Origin of the sequence: Gordonibacter urolithinfaciens (assembly GCF_900199375.1) — a bacterium.
GTDB lineage: Bacteria > Actinomycetota > Coriobacteriia > Coriobacteriales > Eggerthellaceae > Gordonibacter > Gordonibacter urolithinfaciens.
In genome coordinates, this window is the sequence record NZ_LT900217.1 from 3,179,754 (window position 1) to 3,194,551 (window position 14,798).

Annotated in this window: 12 protein-coding genes; 11 read left to right on the plus strand and 1 reads right to left on the minus strand. The window is 70.1% G+C overall.

Annotated elements, in window-relative coordinates; genetic code table 11:
* The first annotated feature begins 140 nt into the window (after positions 1-140).
* Entirely contained in the window at positions 141-377 is a 237-nt protein-coding gene (locus BN3560_RS14800; RefSeq protein ID WP_227154101.1) for a hypothetical protein, read from the plus strand.
* A gap of 123 nt (positions 378-500) precedes the next feature.
* Here the strand turns inward: BN3560_RS14800 and BN3560_RS13650 are convergent, their stop codons facing one another.
* On the minus strand, positions 501-1,004 hold the full coding sequence (locus BN3560_RS13650; protein ID WP_096228470.1) for a YaiI/YqxD family protein: 504 nt from the start codon (positions 1,002-1,004) through the stop codon (positions 501-503).
* Positions 1,005-1,209: 205 nt separating this feature from the next.
* Between BN3560_RS13650 and dltA the strand changes: the two genes are divergently transcribed.
* From dltA to rapZ, 10 genes are all read left to right on the plus strand, one after another.
* A complete protein-coding gene (gene dltA / locus BN3560_RS13655; protein ID WP_096228471.1) occupies positions 1,210-2,757 on the plus strand; it encodes a D-alanine--poly(phosphoribitol) ligase subunit DltA in 1,548 nt (515 codons plus the stop codon).
* 16 nt (positions 2,758-2,773) lie between these two features.
* Entirely contained in the window at positions 2,774-3,946 is a 1,173-nt protein-coding gene (gene dltB, locus BN3560_RS13660; protein ID WP_096228472.1) for a D-alanyl-lipoteichoic acid biosynthesis protein DltB, read from the plus strand.
* Positions 3,939-4,193 carry a D-alanine--poly(phosphoribitol) ligase subunit DltC gene (gene dltC, locus BN3560_RS13665; RefSeq protein WP_096228473.1) on the plus strand — a complete coding sequence of 85 codons (255 nt, stop codon included), beginning with the start codon at positions 3,939-3,941 and terminating at the stop codon, positions 4,191-4,193. Before dltB ends, dltC begins: the two co-directional genes overlap by 8 nt.
* 6 nt (positions 4,194-4,199) lie before the next feature.
* Positions 4,200-5,480 carry a D-alanyl-lipoteichoic acid biosynthesis protein DltD gene (dltD, locus tag BN3560_RS13670; protein ID WP_096228474.1) on the plus strand — a complete coding sequence of 427 codons (1,281 nt, stop codon included), beginning with the start codon at positions 4,200-4,202 and terminating at the stop codon, positions 5,478-5,480.
* Positions 5,480-5,653, plus strand: a complete 174-nt coding sequence (locus BN3560_RS14440; protein WP_157780595.1) for a hypothetical protein — start codon at positions 5,480-5,482, stop codon at positions 5,651-5,653. The genes dltD and BN3560_RS14440 overlap by 1 nt, the downstream gene beginning before the upstream one ends.
* Positions 5,653-7,245: a serine hydrolase domain-containing protein gene (locus BN3560_RS13675; RefSeq protein WP_096228475.1), complete on the plus strand. Its 1,593-nt coding sequence runs from the start codon at positions 5,653-5,655 to the stop codon at positions 7,243-7,245. Before BN3560_RS14440 ends, BN3560_RS13675 begins: the two co-directional genes overlap by 1 nt.
* Positions 7,246-7,311: 66 nt before the next feature.
* On the plus strand, positions 7,312-8,256 hold the full coding sequence (locus BN3560_RS13680) for a LysO family transporter (RefSeq protein ID WP_096228476.1): 945 nt from the start codon (positions 7,312-7,314) through the stop codon (positions 8,254-8,256).
* Positions 8,257-8,514: 258 nt separating this feature from the next.
* Complete coding sequence (locus BN3560_RS13685) at positions 8,515-10,713, plus strand: ATP-dependent helicase (RefSeq protein WP_172623291.1); 2,199 nt, start codon at positions 8,515-8,517, stop codon at positions 10,711-10,713.
* A gap of 713 nt (positions 10,714-11,426) precedes the next feature.
* Positions 11,427-13,775: an excinuclease ABC subunit UvrC gene (uvrC, locus tag BN3560_RS13690; RefSeq protein WP_231897411.1), complete on the plus strand. Its 2,349-nt coding sequence runs from the start codon at positions 11,427-11,429 to the stop codon at positions 13,773-13,775.
* Positions 13,772-14,791 carry an RNase adapter RapZ gene (gene rapZ / locus BN3560_RS13695; protein WP_096228477.1) on the plus strand — a complete coding sequence of 340 codons (1,020 nt, stop codon included), beginning with the start codon at positions 13,772-13,774 and terminating at the stop codon, positions 14,789-14,791. Before uvrC ends, rapZ begins: the two co-directional genes overlap by 4 nt.
* Positions 14,792-14,798: the final 7 nt, after the last annotated feature.

Sequence of the window (14,798 nt, forward strand, 5' to 3'; positions counted from 1 at the left end):
CGGTCGCCTCGGGCTCGGGGAGGGCGGGTTCCCGCTCCGCGCGGACTAGGGCGGCTTCGTCGAGAACGGCACCGGACCGCGCGTATCGGAAAGCGTTCGTCGAGCGGCGCCCGCACGGCATGAAGGGCTTGCAGCGGGGAATGGACGGGGCGGTCATCGGGTTCTCCGACCTGTCGGCCGAGGGCGTGCTGCGCGCGAAGGCGATCGTCGGCAACGACGACGCCTCGTCGGGCTACTGGGGAGAACATGCCCGCCGCATGATGCGCCGGCTCTCGGGACCCGAAGGGCTCCCGGCCTTCACTGAGGCGCATGTGCGCTACAAAATCACCGATTTCGGCGTTGTGGCAAGTCGGGGAACGCCCCGTGCCTCGTATTGATTCGGAAGCCCTAGTCGAAAGTCCTGGTGGAAACGGTATCGAGGGTAATGGTTTTGCGACGGGCCTTTCGAGATCCCGTCGATGCGCCGAAATCGGTGATTTTACAGAAGGAACCTTCGCCAGCTAGTGCTCTCGTTCTCCGTCGCGCAGCGACTCCTCCACGAGGCGGCGCAGGTTCGCCGCGAAGCGCTCGCGGTCGTCGTCCTCGAAGGGGGCGGGGCCGCGCGTGCGCCCGCCCTGCCGGCGCACCTTCTTCTCCTCGTGGCGGATGTGCAGGTCGAGGTCGATGGTGGCCAGCGTGAACACGCGCCCGCGCACGCCGATGGCTCGCGCGCGACGCCCGAGCGCCATGGCGGCCAGGCCGATGTCCTGCGTCACCACGATGTCGCCGGGCTGGAGTTCCTGCACGATGGCGAAGTCGGCCGCGTCCGCGCCCACGCCTACGGGCAGCGTGTCGACCCAGAACCCGCCGGTGGGCGTGCGCGGGTCGCCCCGCCGCAGATGGCGCGCCAGGTTCTGCGTCGAGTTGCCCGCGATGACGGCGGGCACCTGGCACGCGCGCGCGACCGCGAGCGCCTCGGCCGTGACCGGGCACGCATCCGCATCCAGGTAGATGGTGGGTTTCATGGCACCTCCGTCGCTTTCTGAACCCCCAACCAGTATAGGGCTGCGAACCGTGAGGTTTGCGCGCATTCCGTAACGGGCCGGTGACCGTTCTGTCAGGAGTCTGTGGCCGCAACAGCGCTTCCATAATCGGGTCCTATCTTTGATCCGCCCGCTTGAGGAACGCAGTCGGGCTTCAACCACGACGAGAGAGACGGGGCGGTGGTAGATGGCAGAGGAGAACGGATTCTTGCTTTCGGTTGAGAAAGCGGTGCGGTTGCGTCCGCAGGCGCCCGCCTACCGCGCGGCCGACGGGACGACGATGACGTACGGGGAGCTGTGGAAGCTGTCGGACGCCATCGCCGCGACGCTGGCGGCGCGCACGGACGACCGCGCGCCGGTCGTGGTGCTGGGGCACAAGGCGCCGCTCATGGTGGCCGGCTTCCTGGGCTGCCTGAAGAGCGGGCACGCGTTCGTGCCGGTGGACACGGAGATGCCCGCCGCGCGCCTCATGGACATCGTGTCCCAGCTGGGCGCGCCGCTGCTGGCAGCGACGGTGCCGGTGCCGGAGGCGCTGCGCGGCTGCGTGCCTGTCGGCCGCATCGTGGACGTGCGCGCGATCGCGTCGGCCCCCTGCCCGGTGCGCGCGCCCGACCGCGGGCGCTGGGTGACGGGCGAGCAGACGCAGTACCTCATCTTCACGTCCGGATCCACGGGCCGCCCGAAGGGCATCGAGGTGAGCGCGCGCAACGTCGCGCGCTTCATGGACTGGGTGCGCACCTTCCCGGTGATCGGCGAGGGCGGGCGCGTGTTCCTCGACCAACCGCCGTACTCGTTCGACCTGTCCGAGTACGAGGTGGTGGGCGCGCTGTCCACGGGCGGCTGCCTGCACGCCGTCGCGCGCGAGGAGACGGAGGACCTGCGGGCGCTGTTCACCGACCTGCGCGCTTCGGGCGTGGAGGTGTGGACGTCCACGCCGTCGTTCGCTGACCTGTGCCTGGTCGACCGCAGCTTCGACGAGCGGCTGCTGCCCGACGTGCGCCTGTTCCTGTTCTGCGGCGAGGCCCTGCGCCGCTCCACGGCCGCCGCCCTGCGCGAGCGCTTCCCCCGCGCCCGCATCGCGAACACGTACGGCCCCACCGAGTCCACGGTGGCGGTCACCTACGTCGAGATCGGGGACGCCGAGCTCGCCGGCGAGCGCCCGCTGCCGGTGGGCGCGGCGCGCCCCGGCACCGAGCTGCGCATCGTCGACCCCGAGACGGGCGCCCCGTGCGAGGCCGGGCGGACCGGCGAGATCGTCATCGTAGGCGACACGGTGGCCAAGGGCTACTTCCGCAACCCCGAGAAGACGGCCGCAGCCTTCTTCGACGCGACGCTCGCCGACGGCTCGCCCGCGCGCGCCTACCGCACGGGCGACGCGGGGCACCTCGACGAGAGCGGCATGCTGTACTGCGACGGCCGCTTCGACTCGCTCGTGAAGGTGAACGGGTTCCGCATCGAGCTGGAGGACGTCGAGGAGAACCTCGGCGCGCTGCCGCTCGTGAAGCAGGCGGCCGTGGTGCCCGTGCGCCGCCGCGAGCGGGTGGCGTACCTGAAGGCGTGCGTCGTGCTGCGCGAGCGTCCGGCCGGCACCGACTTCGAGATCGCGCGGCTCATCAAGGCGCGGCTCGCCGAGCGCGTGCCCGGCTACATGGTGCCGCGCGCGGTGACGCTCGTGGGCGAGCTGCCGCTCACCTGCAACGGCAAGGTGGACCGCAAGGCGCTGGCCGAGGCATGAGGCATGGCGAGCATCGATGACGTTCTACGCCGATCCGAGCTTCTTCGCGCTGCTGGCGCTGACCGTGGCGGGCGCCGCCTTCCTCGGCCTGCGCGAGAAGCCGCTCGCGCGCTACGGCATGGCCGCCTCGGCAGCGTTCCTGGCGTGCCTGTTCTGCAAGGACCTGCCCGGGCTGGCCGTGGCGTTGTGCTTCGTGGCGGTGGCCGTGCTCTCGACGCGCTGGGTGCTGGCGAAGCCCCGCTCGAACAAGCGCTTCGCCGTCGCGTTCGCGCTCATCCTCGCGCCGCTTCTCTCGGCGAAGGTCGGCGCGGTGTTCGACCAGAACCTGCTGGGCTTCATGGGCGTGTCCTACATCACGTTCAAGGCGCTGCAGGTGCTGTTCGAGGTGCGCGACGGCATCATCGAGGAGCTCGGCCTGTTCGACTACCTGTACTTCCTCCTGTTCTTCCCGGTGTTCACCTCGGGCCCCATCGACCGGTCGCGCCGGTTCGCCGAGGATGCGCACGCGGTGCGCTCGCGCGACGAGTACGCGGGCCTCTTGGCGCGCGGCATCCTGCTTTTGCTGGCCGGGCTCGTCTACACCTTCGTCGTGGCCGCGTGGCTGCATCGGTTCTACGCGCCGGCGGCCTGGGGCTCGGGCCCGTTTCTGGCCGAGCTGGGCGCGCAGGTGCAGACGGCGTACGCGTACGGGCTGTACCTGTTCTTCGACTTCGCAGGCTACAGCCTCATGGCCATGGGAGCCAGCTACTGCTTCGGCATCCGGACGCCGCGCAACTTCCGCGCCCCGTTCGCCTCCATCGACATCAAGGACTTCTGGAACCGGTGGAACATCACCCTGTCGTTCTGGCTGCGCGACTTCGTGTTCATGCGCTTCTCGCGCCTGGCGCTGAAGCGCCGCTGGTTCGACAGCCGGCTGGCTGTCGCGTGCTGGGGCTTCGTGTTCGACATGGCCCTCATGGGCGCCTGGCACGGCCTCACGGCGGACTACCTGCTGTACGGCCTGTTCCACGGCCTGCTGCTGGCCGGCACCGAAGCGTTCCAGAAGAAATCGAAGTTCTACAAGGCGCATAGGAAAGACCCCGCGTTCAAGGCGCTGTCCTGGTTCGTCACGCTGCAGCTGGTGATGTTCGGGTTCGCGCTGTTCTCGGGGCAGATCACGATGCTCGTGAAAGGAGCGTTCCATGGCTGATAAGACGCACGAGGAGCTCGAAGAGAAGATGCTCGACATCCTCGAGGAGGTGTGCGGCGACGACGAGGTGCGCGTGCGCCGCGACGAGGACCTGTTCGCGCTCGGGCTGCTCGACTCGATGGGCGCCATCGAGCTGCTCGTGGACATCGAGGACGAGTTCGGCGTGTTCATCGCCCCCACCGAGGTGGAGCGCGCCGAGATGAACACGGTGAACCTCATCATCCACCAGGTGGAGATCAGGCTGTAGGCGACCATGGCGAACCGGTCGGACACCCCGGGCGCGGCTCCGTCGGGCATGCGCCTTCTGCGCGCGGTGCTGGCGGGGCTGCTGGCGGCGGCGCTCGTGCTGGCGGGCGCGAACGCCCTGCTGCCCGCGCAGACCGCGCACGACCCCGCGCGCCTGTACGACTACGTGTACTCGGGCACGAAGTCCGAGAGCACGGCGTTCACGCTGGCCACCATGAGCGACGACGGCTACCTGGCGTTCGGGTCGTCGGAATTCTACATCTCGAAGGACAAGGTGGCGCAATGCCCGCAGCAGGTGCTCGGCGAGAACGTGACGGGCGTCGACCTCACCTACGTCGGTGAGGCGTACGACCAGAGCCTGTGGCAGGCCATCGCCGCGGGTGCGTACGGCAGCCAGGTGAAGAACAGAAAGGCGATGATCGTCGTATCGCCCCAGTGGTTCTTCAAGGGCAACGGCGACCAGGGCAAGTTCGCCTCGAAGTTCTCCTACGCGCTGTACCGCCAGTTCGCGGACAACCCGAGCATCTCGGATGAGACGAAGGCCTACGTGCGCTCGCGCGTGGAGCAACTGGGCGTGGACGCGAAGACCACGGCGTCGGCGCATCGCGACACGCCGCTCGACGCGGTGAACGACGCGGTGCGCACGGCGGCCGACGACCTGCGATTGCGCTCCGAGCTGCCGAGCGTGGTGGGCCAGGCGCCGCTCAAGAGCGCCGTGCGCGCCGCGGGCGAGCCCACCGGCGAGCCCGACTGGGACGCGCTGCTCGAGGAGGCCGACGCGTCGGGCGACGCCGCCTGCACCACGAACGATTACGGCGTCTACGACGCGTACTGGCAGAAGAACTCCGGCTACGACGCCGAGCGCGGCCAGACCTTCTCGCAGGCCGACGAGGAGTACGCCGACCTCGCGTGCTTCCTCCAGGTATGCCGCGAGACGGGGATCGAGCCGCTCGTGGTCATCCTGCCGGTGCACGGGGCCTGGTACGATCGCGAGGACGTCTCCGCCGACGAGCGGCAGGCGTACTACGAGCGCGTGCGCGGCATCGCCGACGCGGCGGGCGCGGCCTACGCCGACTTCTCCACCTGCGAGTACGAGAAGTACTTCCTCTGCGACACCGTGCATCCCGGGTGGCGCGGCTGGGTGCGCATCGAGCAGGCGTTCTACGACTTCGTGCACGATCGCGACGACGCCTTCCTCGGCGGCGGCTCGTTCGGCGCGGCCGAGGGCCTCGACGCGGCGGGCAACGCGGGCGCGTCGCTGGCGGGCGCGGGGGAGGCGGCCTCGTGATGGCGCGGGCGATGCGGGCGGCGGCCGCGGTGCGCGCCGCGGTGGAGGCGCGGCCCCGGCTGCTCGGCGCGCTCGCGGCGCTGGCGACGTCGGCGATGGTCGCGCTGCTCGCGTGGTTCCTCGTGTTCTCGGGGCTGAACGGGCCGGTGCAGTTCGTGTACAGCAGCTTCTGATGGCGCGCGACGACGACAGGCGGGCGCGCGCGTCGCGCGCGGGACGGGTTGCGCGGGCGCTCGCCGCAGCGGCGCTCGCGCTGGCGTGCGCGCTGCCGCTGGCATCGTGCGGGGCCGAGGCGGATACGGCGGATGACGAGGGCTTCGCCGCCGAAACGGCGGCGACGGCGGACGAGGGCCCCGCCGACGACGAGGAGGGGCCCGAGGACGCGGACGGCGCCGCGCCCGCAGGGCTCGAGCCGACGGGGGAGGACCTCGCCGCGCGCCTGGACGCCTACCTGTCCGCGAACTTCCCGCAGGTGGGCATGCCCGGGGCGGCGGTCGCCGTGGTCGACGCCGACGGCGTGCGCTACCTCGCCACGCTCGGCGACTGCCCCGGCGCCGACGCGCCGTTCGTCGTGGGCTCGCTTAGCAAGTCGTTCACGGCCGTGGCCGTCATGCAGCTGGTCGAGCAGGGGACGGTGGACCTCGACGCCCCCGCCGCCCGCTACGCGCAGGGCTACGACGTGCCCGACGAGGTGACGGTGCGCAGCCTGCTCAACCAGACGAGCGGGTTCGGCTCCCGCGATTCGCTCTCGGAGGCCGCCGACGGGCGGCTGGGCGACACGTTCGGCTCGTTCTCGTACGCGAACGCGAACTACGACCTGCTCGGGCGCGTCGTCGAGGGCGCGTCGGGCGAGCCGTACGCGCGCTACCTCGACGAGCACGTGCTGGGCCCGCTCGGGATGACCGCTTCGACGGCCGATCCCGTTCGCGCCGAGACGCTCGGCATGGCGCCGGGGCACCGCGACTGGTTCGGCCTCCATCTGGCCGACGGGTTCCGGCACGCGCAGGGCGACGACGCATGGGGCGGCCCCGCGTCGGGCTACGTGGCGTCCAGCGTGCAGGACATGGCCGGTTACCTGCGCATGTACCTGAACGGCGGCGCGGCCGACGGCGGCGGGCGCGTGCTGTCGGCCGACAGCGTGCGGCGCATGTTCCTCGACCGCGTGCCCGATCCGGAGGGCGACACGTACTACGGCATGGGGTGGACGTCGTTTAACTGGGACGACGGCGAGCTCGTGCTGTCCCACGACGGCCAGGTGGAGAACTACGTGGCCAGCATGTGCCTGCTGCCCGAGCGCGGCATCGGCGTGGTGGTGCTGGCGGACGCCAACGACAACGCCGGCGGCAACAGCCGATTCTTCGACCTGGTCAGCGGCGTTGTGACCGCGGCGGTGGGCGGTGTGCCCGCGCCGGTTGACGCGCAGTGGACCGCGCTGTGGCGCCAGCGCACCGACGTGCTGTACGCGTGCGCGGTGCTGGTCTGCGCCGCCCCGCTGCTGCTGGTACGCCGCTGGCCGCGGAGGCTGGCCTCGGCGCCTCCCCGCCGCCTGCTCGCGCAGGGACTCGCGCTGCACGCGGCGCTGCCCGCCGTCCTCCTCGCGCTGCCGCTCGCACGGGGCGTGCCCTGGCGCGACCTGCTCGCGTTCGCCCCCGACGCGGCGCTCGTGCTCGTCCTGAGCGCCGCGCTGCTCGTCGCCGCGGGGGCGGCGAAGCTCGCGTGGGTCGCGCTGGCGCGAAACGCTGCGCCGCCCGCGAACTTGCGGTAAGATGGCTCCTTCACCGATGAGATCGCAGCGCAGGCTCTCGCCATGCGCACGGCGGGAAGGGATGTCGTGGAGATACTGGTCGTCATGGTCGCGGGGGTGCTCGTGGGAGCAACGGTGTTCCCCGCGCGGCTCAAGGGGCTGAACGAGAAGCTGACGCTCGCGGCCACCGGGCTGCTCATCTTCTCGATGGGCGTGCTGCTGGCCGGGCGCGAGTCGTTTCTGGAGGAGCTCGGCACCGTGGGGTGGGCCAGCGTCCTGTTCTGCCTCGTGCCGGTGGCGTTCTCGACGATCGCCGTGTACGCGCTGACGAGCCTGTTCATGTCCGACATCGCCCGCCGCCCGGCCGGTCCGCGCGTGGCCGCTGCGCAGGACGGCGCCGAGGGCGGGGCGGGCGTGCGCGGCGAGGCCGCGATGATCGGCGTGGCAGTGGGGGCGCTCGCGCTCGGCGCGGCGTACGGGCTGGCAAACGTGCCGATCGCGCCGGTCGACTTCGTAGCCGGCCATTCCGAGGCCATCCTCTACGCGCTCATGTTCTTCGTGGGCATCAGCGTGGGCGGCAGCCGCGGCCTGCTGGGCAAGTTGCGCCAGTACCACGTGCGCGTGCTCATCGTTCCGGCGGGCATCGTGATCGGCTCGGTGCTGGGCGGCCTCGCGTGCGCGCCGCTTGCGGGCATGCCGCTGCCCACGGGCGCGGCCGTGGCGTCGGGCCTGGGATGGTACAGCCTTGCGGGCGTCATGATGACCGACATCGCCGGCGCCCAGGTGGGCAGCATCACGTTTCTGGCGAACCTGCTGCGCGAGCTCGTGTCGTTCTTCAGCATCCCCTGGATCGCGAAGCACCTCAACTACCCCACGTGCATCGCGCCCGCCGGCGCTACGAGCGAGGACACCACGCTGCCCATGCTCATCCGCTGCACGAACGGCGAGACCGTGGTGCTCTCGGTGCTCAACGGCGTCATCTGCTCCGCGCTGGTCCCCGTGCTGATCGAGGCGTTCCATCAGCTGATGTAGGGGGTGGGGCCAAGGGCCGCACCGTGCCGGCTTGCCGCATGGATCCCTCGTCCTGCCCCGGGTCCGTTCCTGCCGTCCCCTGGCCGCATTGGTCCTCCGCCCCCTGGCCGCGTCGGACCTCCGGCCCCTGGCCGCGCCGATTCCCCGTCCCCTGGCCGCGTCGGACCTCCCCGCGCGGCTCCGCCGCGCCGTCGCAAGAATGTTTCACGTGAAACATTTGTTCGGGAACATCCGTCCGTTTTCTGCTACACTGTACCTATGGAACAGACGATCGAGACAACGACGAGCGTACGGCAGGACGAAGACGACGGCCGAACGCGCCTGAACGCGGCCCAGCGCGAGGCCGTCGAGGCGACCGAGGGGTACGTGCGCGTGATCGCCGGCGCCGGCACGGGCAAGACGCGGGCGCTCACCGAGCGCTTCGCCTACCTGGTGAACGAGTTGGGCATCATGCCGGGCACCATCCTGTGCGCCACGTTCACGAACAAGGCGGCCAGCGAGATGCGCCGCCGCATTCGACGGCTGATCGGCGACAGCGACACGGGCTACATCAACACGTTCCACGGCTTCTGCGTGTCGGTGCTGCAGGAGGACTGCCACGCCGTCCAGTACCCGAAGAGCTTCCTCGTGCTGGACAACGCCGACGTGGACGCCATGCTGCAGGTCGTCTACGAGGAGCGCGGGCTCACGCTGCGCGACATGACGTTCTCGAAGGCGCGCGACATGATCGAGATCGTGAAGCTGAAGGAGCGCCCGGACTACTACCGCGACATACTGGCCCTGCCGCTCGAGGGCCTGCGGCAGAAGTACCTCGATGCGACCGCCGCGAAGGACGTCATCTTCTACGGCTACCTCTACCAGGAGAAGAAGTGCTTCGGGCTGGACTACAACGACCTCATCGTGTTCGTGCTGCACCTCTTCGAGCAGAACCCCGACATCCGGTCGAAGTGGCAGAAGCGGCTCGAGTACATTATGGTCGACGAGTTCCAGGACATCGACGGCCTGCAGCACGAGCTCATGGAGGTGCTCGCCGGCTACCACAAGAACCTGTTCGTGGTGGGCGACCCCGACCAGACCATCTACACCTGGCGCGGCGCGGACGTGCGCTACCTGCTGGACTTCGACCGCGCGTTCCCGGGCACGCGCACCATCATGATGCTGGAGAACTACCGGTCGGCGCCGCGCGTGGTGGCCGTCGCGAACTCGCTGATCGAGAAGAACCGCGAGCGCATGCCGAAGAGGCTCGTCGCCGCGCGCGCGGCCCATGGGCCCACGGTGTGGCATCACGCCAAGAGCTCGGCCGACGAGGCCGCGTGGATCGCCCAGGGCGCCCTCGCGCTGCACGGCGAGGGCGTGGCGTACCGCGACATGGCGGTGCTCTACCGCGCCCATTACGCGTCGCGGCCGGTGGAGGAGGCGCTGCTGCGCGCCGAGGTGCCCCACGCGGTGTACAGCGGCGTGCCGTTCTTCGGCCGGCGCGAGATCAAGGACGCGCTGTCGTACCTGCGGCTCGTCGCCTACCAGGACGACCTGGACTTCGCGCGCGTGGCGAACGTCCCCAAGCGCAACCTGGGCCAGCGGCGCATGGCCTTCCTGCGCGAGAAGGCCGACGAATGGGGATGCAGCCTCATCGAAGCGCTCGCGCGCTCGGCGGACGACGAGCTGTTCAAGCGCACGAAGGCGCGGCAGCTCCTGCAGCTGGTCGATCGCTTCCGCTCGTCGTACGAGGGGCGTCCCGTGTCCGAGGTGCTGGCGGCCGTGCTGTCGGAAAGCGGCTACGAGGGCATGCTGCGCACCGAGGGCGGCCAGGAGCGGCTCGACAACCTGGCCGAGCTGAAGCAGTCCATCTACGAGTTCGAGTCGACATGCGGGGAAGAGGTGACCCTCGAGCACTACCTGGCGCACGTGGCCCTGCTCACGAACGCCGACGCGATGGACGATGCGCAGGACAAGGTGCGGCTCATGACCGTCCATGCGGCGAAGGGCCTCGAGTTCGCGCACGTGTTCCTCTGCTCCATGAGCGAGGGCGTGCTCCCGTCGCGCAAGACGAGCACGCCGCAGGGCATGGAGGAGGAGCGCCGGCTGGCGTTCGTGGCCATGACGCGGGCGCGCGACGGGCTGTACCTCACTGAGGCGGAGGGGCGCTCGCACGAGGGCGCGCCGCGCTACCCCTCGCGCTTCCTGCTCGACATCGACCCGGCGGCGCTCGAGTTCTCGAACAAGCCCGACGAGCGGCGGATCGAGGACGCGCGCGCCGCCTACGCGCTGACCGACCGCTGGATCGCCGACCTCGTCCGCGACGCGCGTTTCTCCCCGGGCGACCGCGTGGCCCACGCGGTGTTCGGCGTCGGGCGCGTGGCGGCCGTCGACACCGAGAAGCGCGCCTACGAGGTGGAGTTCGACGACATGGACACGCCCCGCACCATCTCGTTCAAAGCCAAGCTGGAAAAAGCCTGACGGCTTTTTTCGCCATACGCAGGCTGCGTTGCGCAGCCTGCGCCTGCGTCCCGTTCGCGGCCCGTATTCCGCGCGGCTCGTGCGCCCGCATCCGTGCCCCAAACGTCTGCTTTCCGCGCCTCGAGCGTCCGATGCAGGATGTTTCACGTGAAACATTTGTTCTGACCCTCTCCTTATCGCGCAGGACCGCGGACAACCACCCCGGCCCCCTGCGCGTGGCGGCGCCGATCCGGCAAGTGCCCACGTGAAACGTCGCCGAGGCGGGCGAGGGCCGCCCTGCAACCCCGCGCGGCGCCTGTCGGCATCGGGGCAGCGCGCGAAACCCCCCGTTCGTGGCATATTTCGACGGGAAATGATCATCGGCTCGGGAGCCGGTCGGCGACTCGAAGCCGCACGCCCTGCCGACCTGGGGCGATGCCGAAGGGGCGGTTTCGCCGCGGCGCTTTCGGCCCGGTGCGGGCTTCTCGATGATCATTTTCCGTCGAAATCTGCCACGAAACACGGTTTCGCGTGCGCTGGGCGGTCGGGAAGGCCCGAACGGCGTCCGCCCTGTGCGCGACGAGCAGCGCCTTCCCCGAACACCCTTCCTCTCGCGTTTCCGGCGGGGGCTCGGGTGGCGGATCGCCCGTCGTCGGGGGGGGGCTTCCTTTTGCATTCCGCGTGGAGCGGAGCGTGCCCAGGGGAACGCTTGTGCGGTTTGCTATACTGGCGGTATGGACGAACTCAACGAAACCAACAACGGAGCCGCCTCGTTTGACGTGGACGACGGCCTCGGGCCTGCCGACGCGGGCGGGTTCGAGCGCCTGGATCCCGAGCCCGCGCTCGATCCCGAGGACGCCGAGCGCCTCGAGCGCGAGGGCCGGCGGCGGCCCGCGCTCAACCGCGCCGTGCGCGAGCGCGGGGATGGCTCCGCCGCCGACGATGCGCTCGCCGCCAAGCTCGAGCGCATCAAGCAGGAGCTGAACGCCGTGCCCACGCTGCCGGGCGTGTACCTGTGGAAGGACAAGTCCGGCCAGGTCATCTACGTGGGCAAGGCGAAGCAGCTGCGCGCCCGCATGCGCCAGTACGTGAACTACCAGGACGAGCGCGCGAAGATCCCGCTTCTGGTCGACCAGATCGACAGCTTCGACTACCTCGTGGTGGAGAACGAGCACGAGTCGCTCGTGCTGGAGAAGAACCTCATCAACCAGCACGCTCCGTTCTTCAACGCCGACTTCAAGGACGACAAGTCCTACCCGTTCATCGCGCTCACGAAGGGCGACGTCTTTCCCGCCATCAAGTACACGCGCGAGAAGCACCGCCCCGACACCAAGTACTTCGGCCCCTACACCGACAGCCGCGCCGCCCGCGACATGGTGGACATCGCCCGCCGCGTCGTGCCGCTGTGCGCCACGTCGTGCGCCGACTGGCGCGGGCTCAAGCGCCGCCTCGACAAGGACCCGCTCGCCCTGCTCGACCGCGACGCGCGCCCGTGCTTCGACGCGCACGTGGGCCTCGGCCCCGGCGCGTGCTGCGGCGGCATCACGCCCGAGGAGTACCGGGTCAACGTCAAGCGCATCGAGCGCTTCCTGTCGGGCCAGCACCGCGAGTTCGTCGAAGAGCTGACCGAGGAGATGCAGACCGCCGCCGCCGAGCTCGACTTCGAGCGCGCGGCGCGCATCAAGGCCCGCATCGACACGATCAACAGCCTCACCGACAGGCAGCACGCGGTGTCAACGCGCAACCTCGACGCGGACGTCGTGGGCCTGTTCCGCGAGGAGACGGTGGCGGGCGTGCACGTGTTCATGGTGCGCGAGGGACGCATCATCAACTCCAACGAGTTCGTGCTGAACCGCGGCAAGGACGTGCCCGACCAGGACCTGCTGCACATGTTCCTCCTGCGCTACTACGACGCCACCACCTCCATCCCGCACGAGGTCATCCTGCGCGACGAGCCCGAGGACACCGAGGCCATGGAGGCATGGCTCACGGAGAAGCTGGCCAGCCCCCATGGCGCCAAGGTGCGCATCTGCGCTCCGCAGAAGGGCGAGAAGGCCGAGCTCGTTGGCATGGCCGAGACGAACGCGAAGCACACGCTCATGCGCTACAAGGTGCGCACGAACTACGACGACAAGCGCATCAACAACGCGCTTCTGCAGCTGGAGAGCGCGCTCGCCCTCGACGAGCCGCCGATGCGCATCGAGTGCTTCGACATCTCCACCATCCACGGCTCCTACACGGTGGCCTCGATGGTGGTGTTCACGAACGGCAAGCCCGACAAGAACCAGTACCGCCGCTTCAAGATCAAGACGCCGCTCGACGAGGCGAACGACTTCCTGTCCATGCAGGAGGTCATGAGCCGCCGCTACGCGCCCGAGCGCATGGCCGACGAGCGCTTCGGCAGCAAGCCCGACCTCATCATCCTCGACGGCGGCAAGCCGCAGCTGTCCGCGGCGCTCGAGATGTTCGACCGGATGGGCATCGACGACATCGCGATGTGCGGCCTGGCCAAGCGCGACGAGGAGCTGTTCGTGCCGTGGCAGGACACGGGCCCCGTCGTGCTGCCCTCGGGCTCGGCGTCGCTCTACCTGGTGAAGCAGGTCCGCGACGAGGCGCACCGCTTTGCCATCACGTTCCACCGGGAGCTCCGCGGCAAGGGCATGACGGCCTCCATCCTCGACGACGTGGTCGGCATGGGCCCCGTGCGCAAGAAGGCGCTGCTCAAGCACTTCAAGTCGTTCAGGAACCTGAAGGCCGCCACGCTCGAGGAGATCAAGGAGGCGCGCGTCGTGCCGAACGAGGTGGCCGAGGAGCTCTACCGCGTGCTGCAGCAGTATAATAGGGATCGCAAGGACGAGCGCGTCGTGGGCGGCGGAGTCGGGAGGGCGGAGGGCCCTGGCACATCCGAGGCCGCGTGCGGCCCGGACGCCTCCGACGCGCTCGACGAGCGTGCGGCCGCCTGCCCGCCCGCGGGCACGGGGCCAGCCGCCACGTGGTCGCCCGCCGTGGACGAGGCGGTGCGCGCGGCCGTGCAGGGCAGGGAGCCCGGCAGGGAAGGAAACGAGGGAAGGACGATCGCATGACCGACGAGAACACCGAGCTGGCGAGCATGCCCGAACTGGTCATCGTGAGCGGCATGAGCGGCGCCGGGCGCACCGAGGCCATGCACTCGTTCGAGGATCTGGGCTACTTCTGCGTGGACAACCTGCCCTCCAGCCTCATCGGCAATCTGCTCGAGCTCACCGGCATGCCGGGCCAGCCCGACGAGCACCGCCGCCTGGCCGTGGTGTGCGACGCGCGCAACCGCGACTTCTTCGCCAACCTCACGGCCGAGCTGGCGAAGCTCAAGGCCCAGGGCATCGGCTACCGCATCCTGTTCCTGGATGCGGCCGACGAGAAGCTCGTCGCACGCTACAAGTCCAGCCGCCGCCGGCACCCGCTGTGCGCCGACGGCGCCTCCATCGCGCAGGGCATCGACCGCGAGCGCGACCTCCTGTTCGAGGTGCGCGAGGCGGCTCACCACGTGGTGGACACCACCGACATGCTGCCGGCGCAGCTGCGCGCGACCATCCGCGCGCTGTTCGCACCCGGCTCCGAGCAGCAGGGACTTGCCGTGACGGTGTACTCGTTCGGCTTCAAGCACGGCGCGCCGCTCGACGCCGACCTCGTCATGGACGTGCGCTTCCTGCCGAACCCTTACTACGAGCCGCAGCTGCGCGCGCTCACGGGCCTCGACAAGCCGGTGCGCGACTACGTGCTCTACCGACCGGAGACCGAGGAGTTCGAGCAGCGCTGGCGCGGCCTGCTGGATTGCGTCATGCCCGGCTACGTGGCCGAGGGCAAGCAGCAGCTCGCCATCGCCGTGGGCTGCACGGGCGGCCAGCACCGCTCCGTGGCGCTGGCGGAGTCCACGGGCGACTACCTAAAGACGAAGGGCTACCGGGTGAGCATCGCCCATCGCGACCTGGCGCTCGCCGAGGGCGCCGACGGCCGCCTCGCAGCGGACCCGCAGGCGGCGGCCCCCGGCCCCGACCCGGCGGCCGCCCCGCAGCCGCCAGCCCCGGCCCCCGACGGCCCCGTGGCCGCCCCGCAGGCGTAGGGCGCCC

Excerpts from the sequence above, each read along its gene's own strand:
- BN3560_RS14800 (WP_227154101.1), top strand. The coding sequence starts at position 141 with ATGGACGGGGCGGTCATCGGGTTCTCCGACCTGTCGGCCGAGGGCGTG.
- BN3560_RS13650 (WP_096228470.1), bottom strand. The coding sequence starts at position 1,004 with ATGAAACCCACCATCTACCTGGATGCGGATGCGTGCCCGGTCACGGCC.
- dltA (WP_096228471.1), top strand. The coding sequence starts at position 1,210 with ATGGCAGAGGAGAACGGATTCTTGCTTTCGGTTGAGAAAGCGGTGCGG.
- dltB (WP_096228472.1), top strand. The coding sequence starts at position 2,774 with ATGACGTTCTACGCCGATCCGAGCTTCTTCGCGCTGCTGGCGCTGACC.
- dltC (WP_096228473.1), top strand. The coding sequence starts at position 3,939 with ATGGCTGATAAGACGCACGAGGAGCTCGAAGAGAAGATGCTCGACATC.
- dltD (WP_096228474.1), top strand. The coding sequence starts at position 4,200 with ATGGCGAACCGGTCGGACACCCCGGGCGCGGCTCCGTCGGGCATGCGC.
- BN3560_RS14440 (WP_157780595.1), top strand. The coding sequence starts at position 5,480 with ATGGCGCGGGCGATGCGGGCGGCGGCCGCGGTGCGCGCCGCGGTGGAG.
- BN3560_RS13675 (WP_096228475.1), top strand. The coding sequence starts at position 5,653 with ATGGCGCGCGACGACGACAGGCGGGCGCGCGCGTCGCGCGCGGGACGG.
- BN3560_RS13685 (WP_172623291.1), top strand. The coding sequence starts at position 8,515 with ATGGAACAGACGATCGAGACAACGACGAGCGTACGGCAGGACGAAGAC.
- uvrC (WP_231897411.1), top strand. The coding sequence starts at position 11,427 with ATGGACGAACTCAACGAAACCAACAACGGAGCCGCCTCGTTTGACGTG.
- rapZ (WP_096228477.1), top strand. The coding sequence starts at position 13,772 with ATGACCGACGAGAACACCGAGCTGGCGAGCATGCCCGAACTGGTCATC.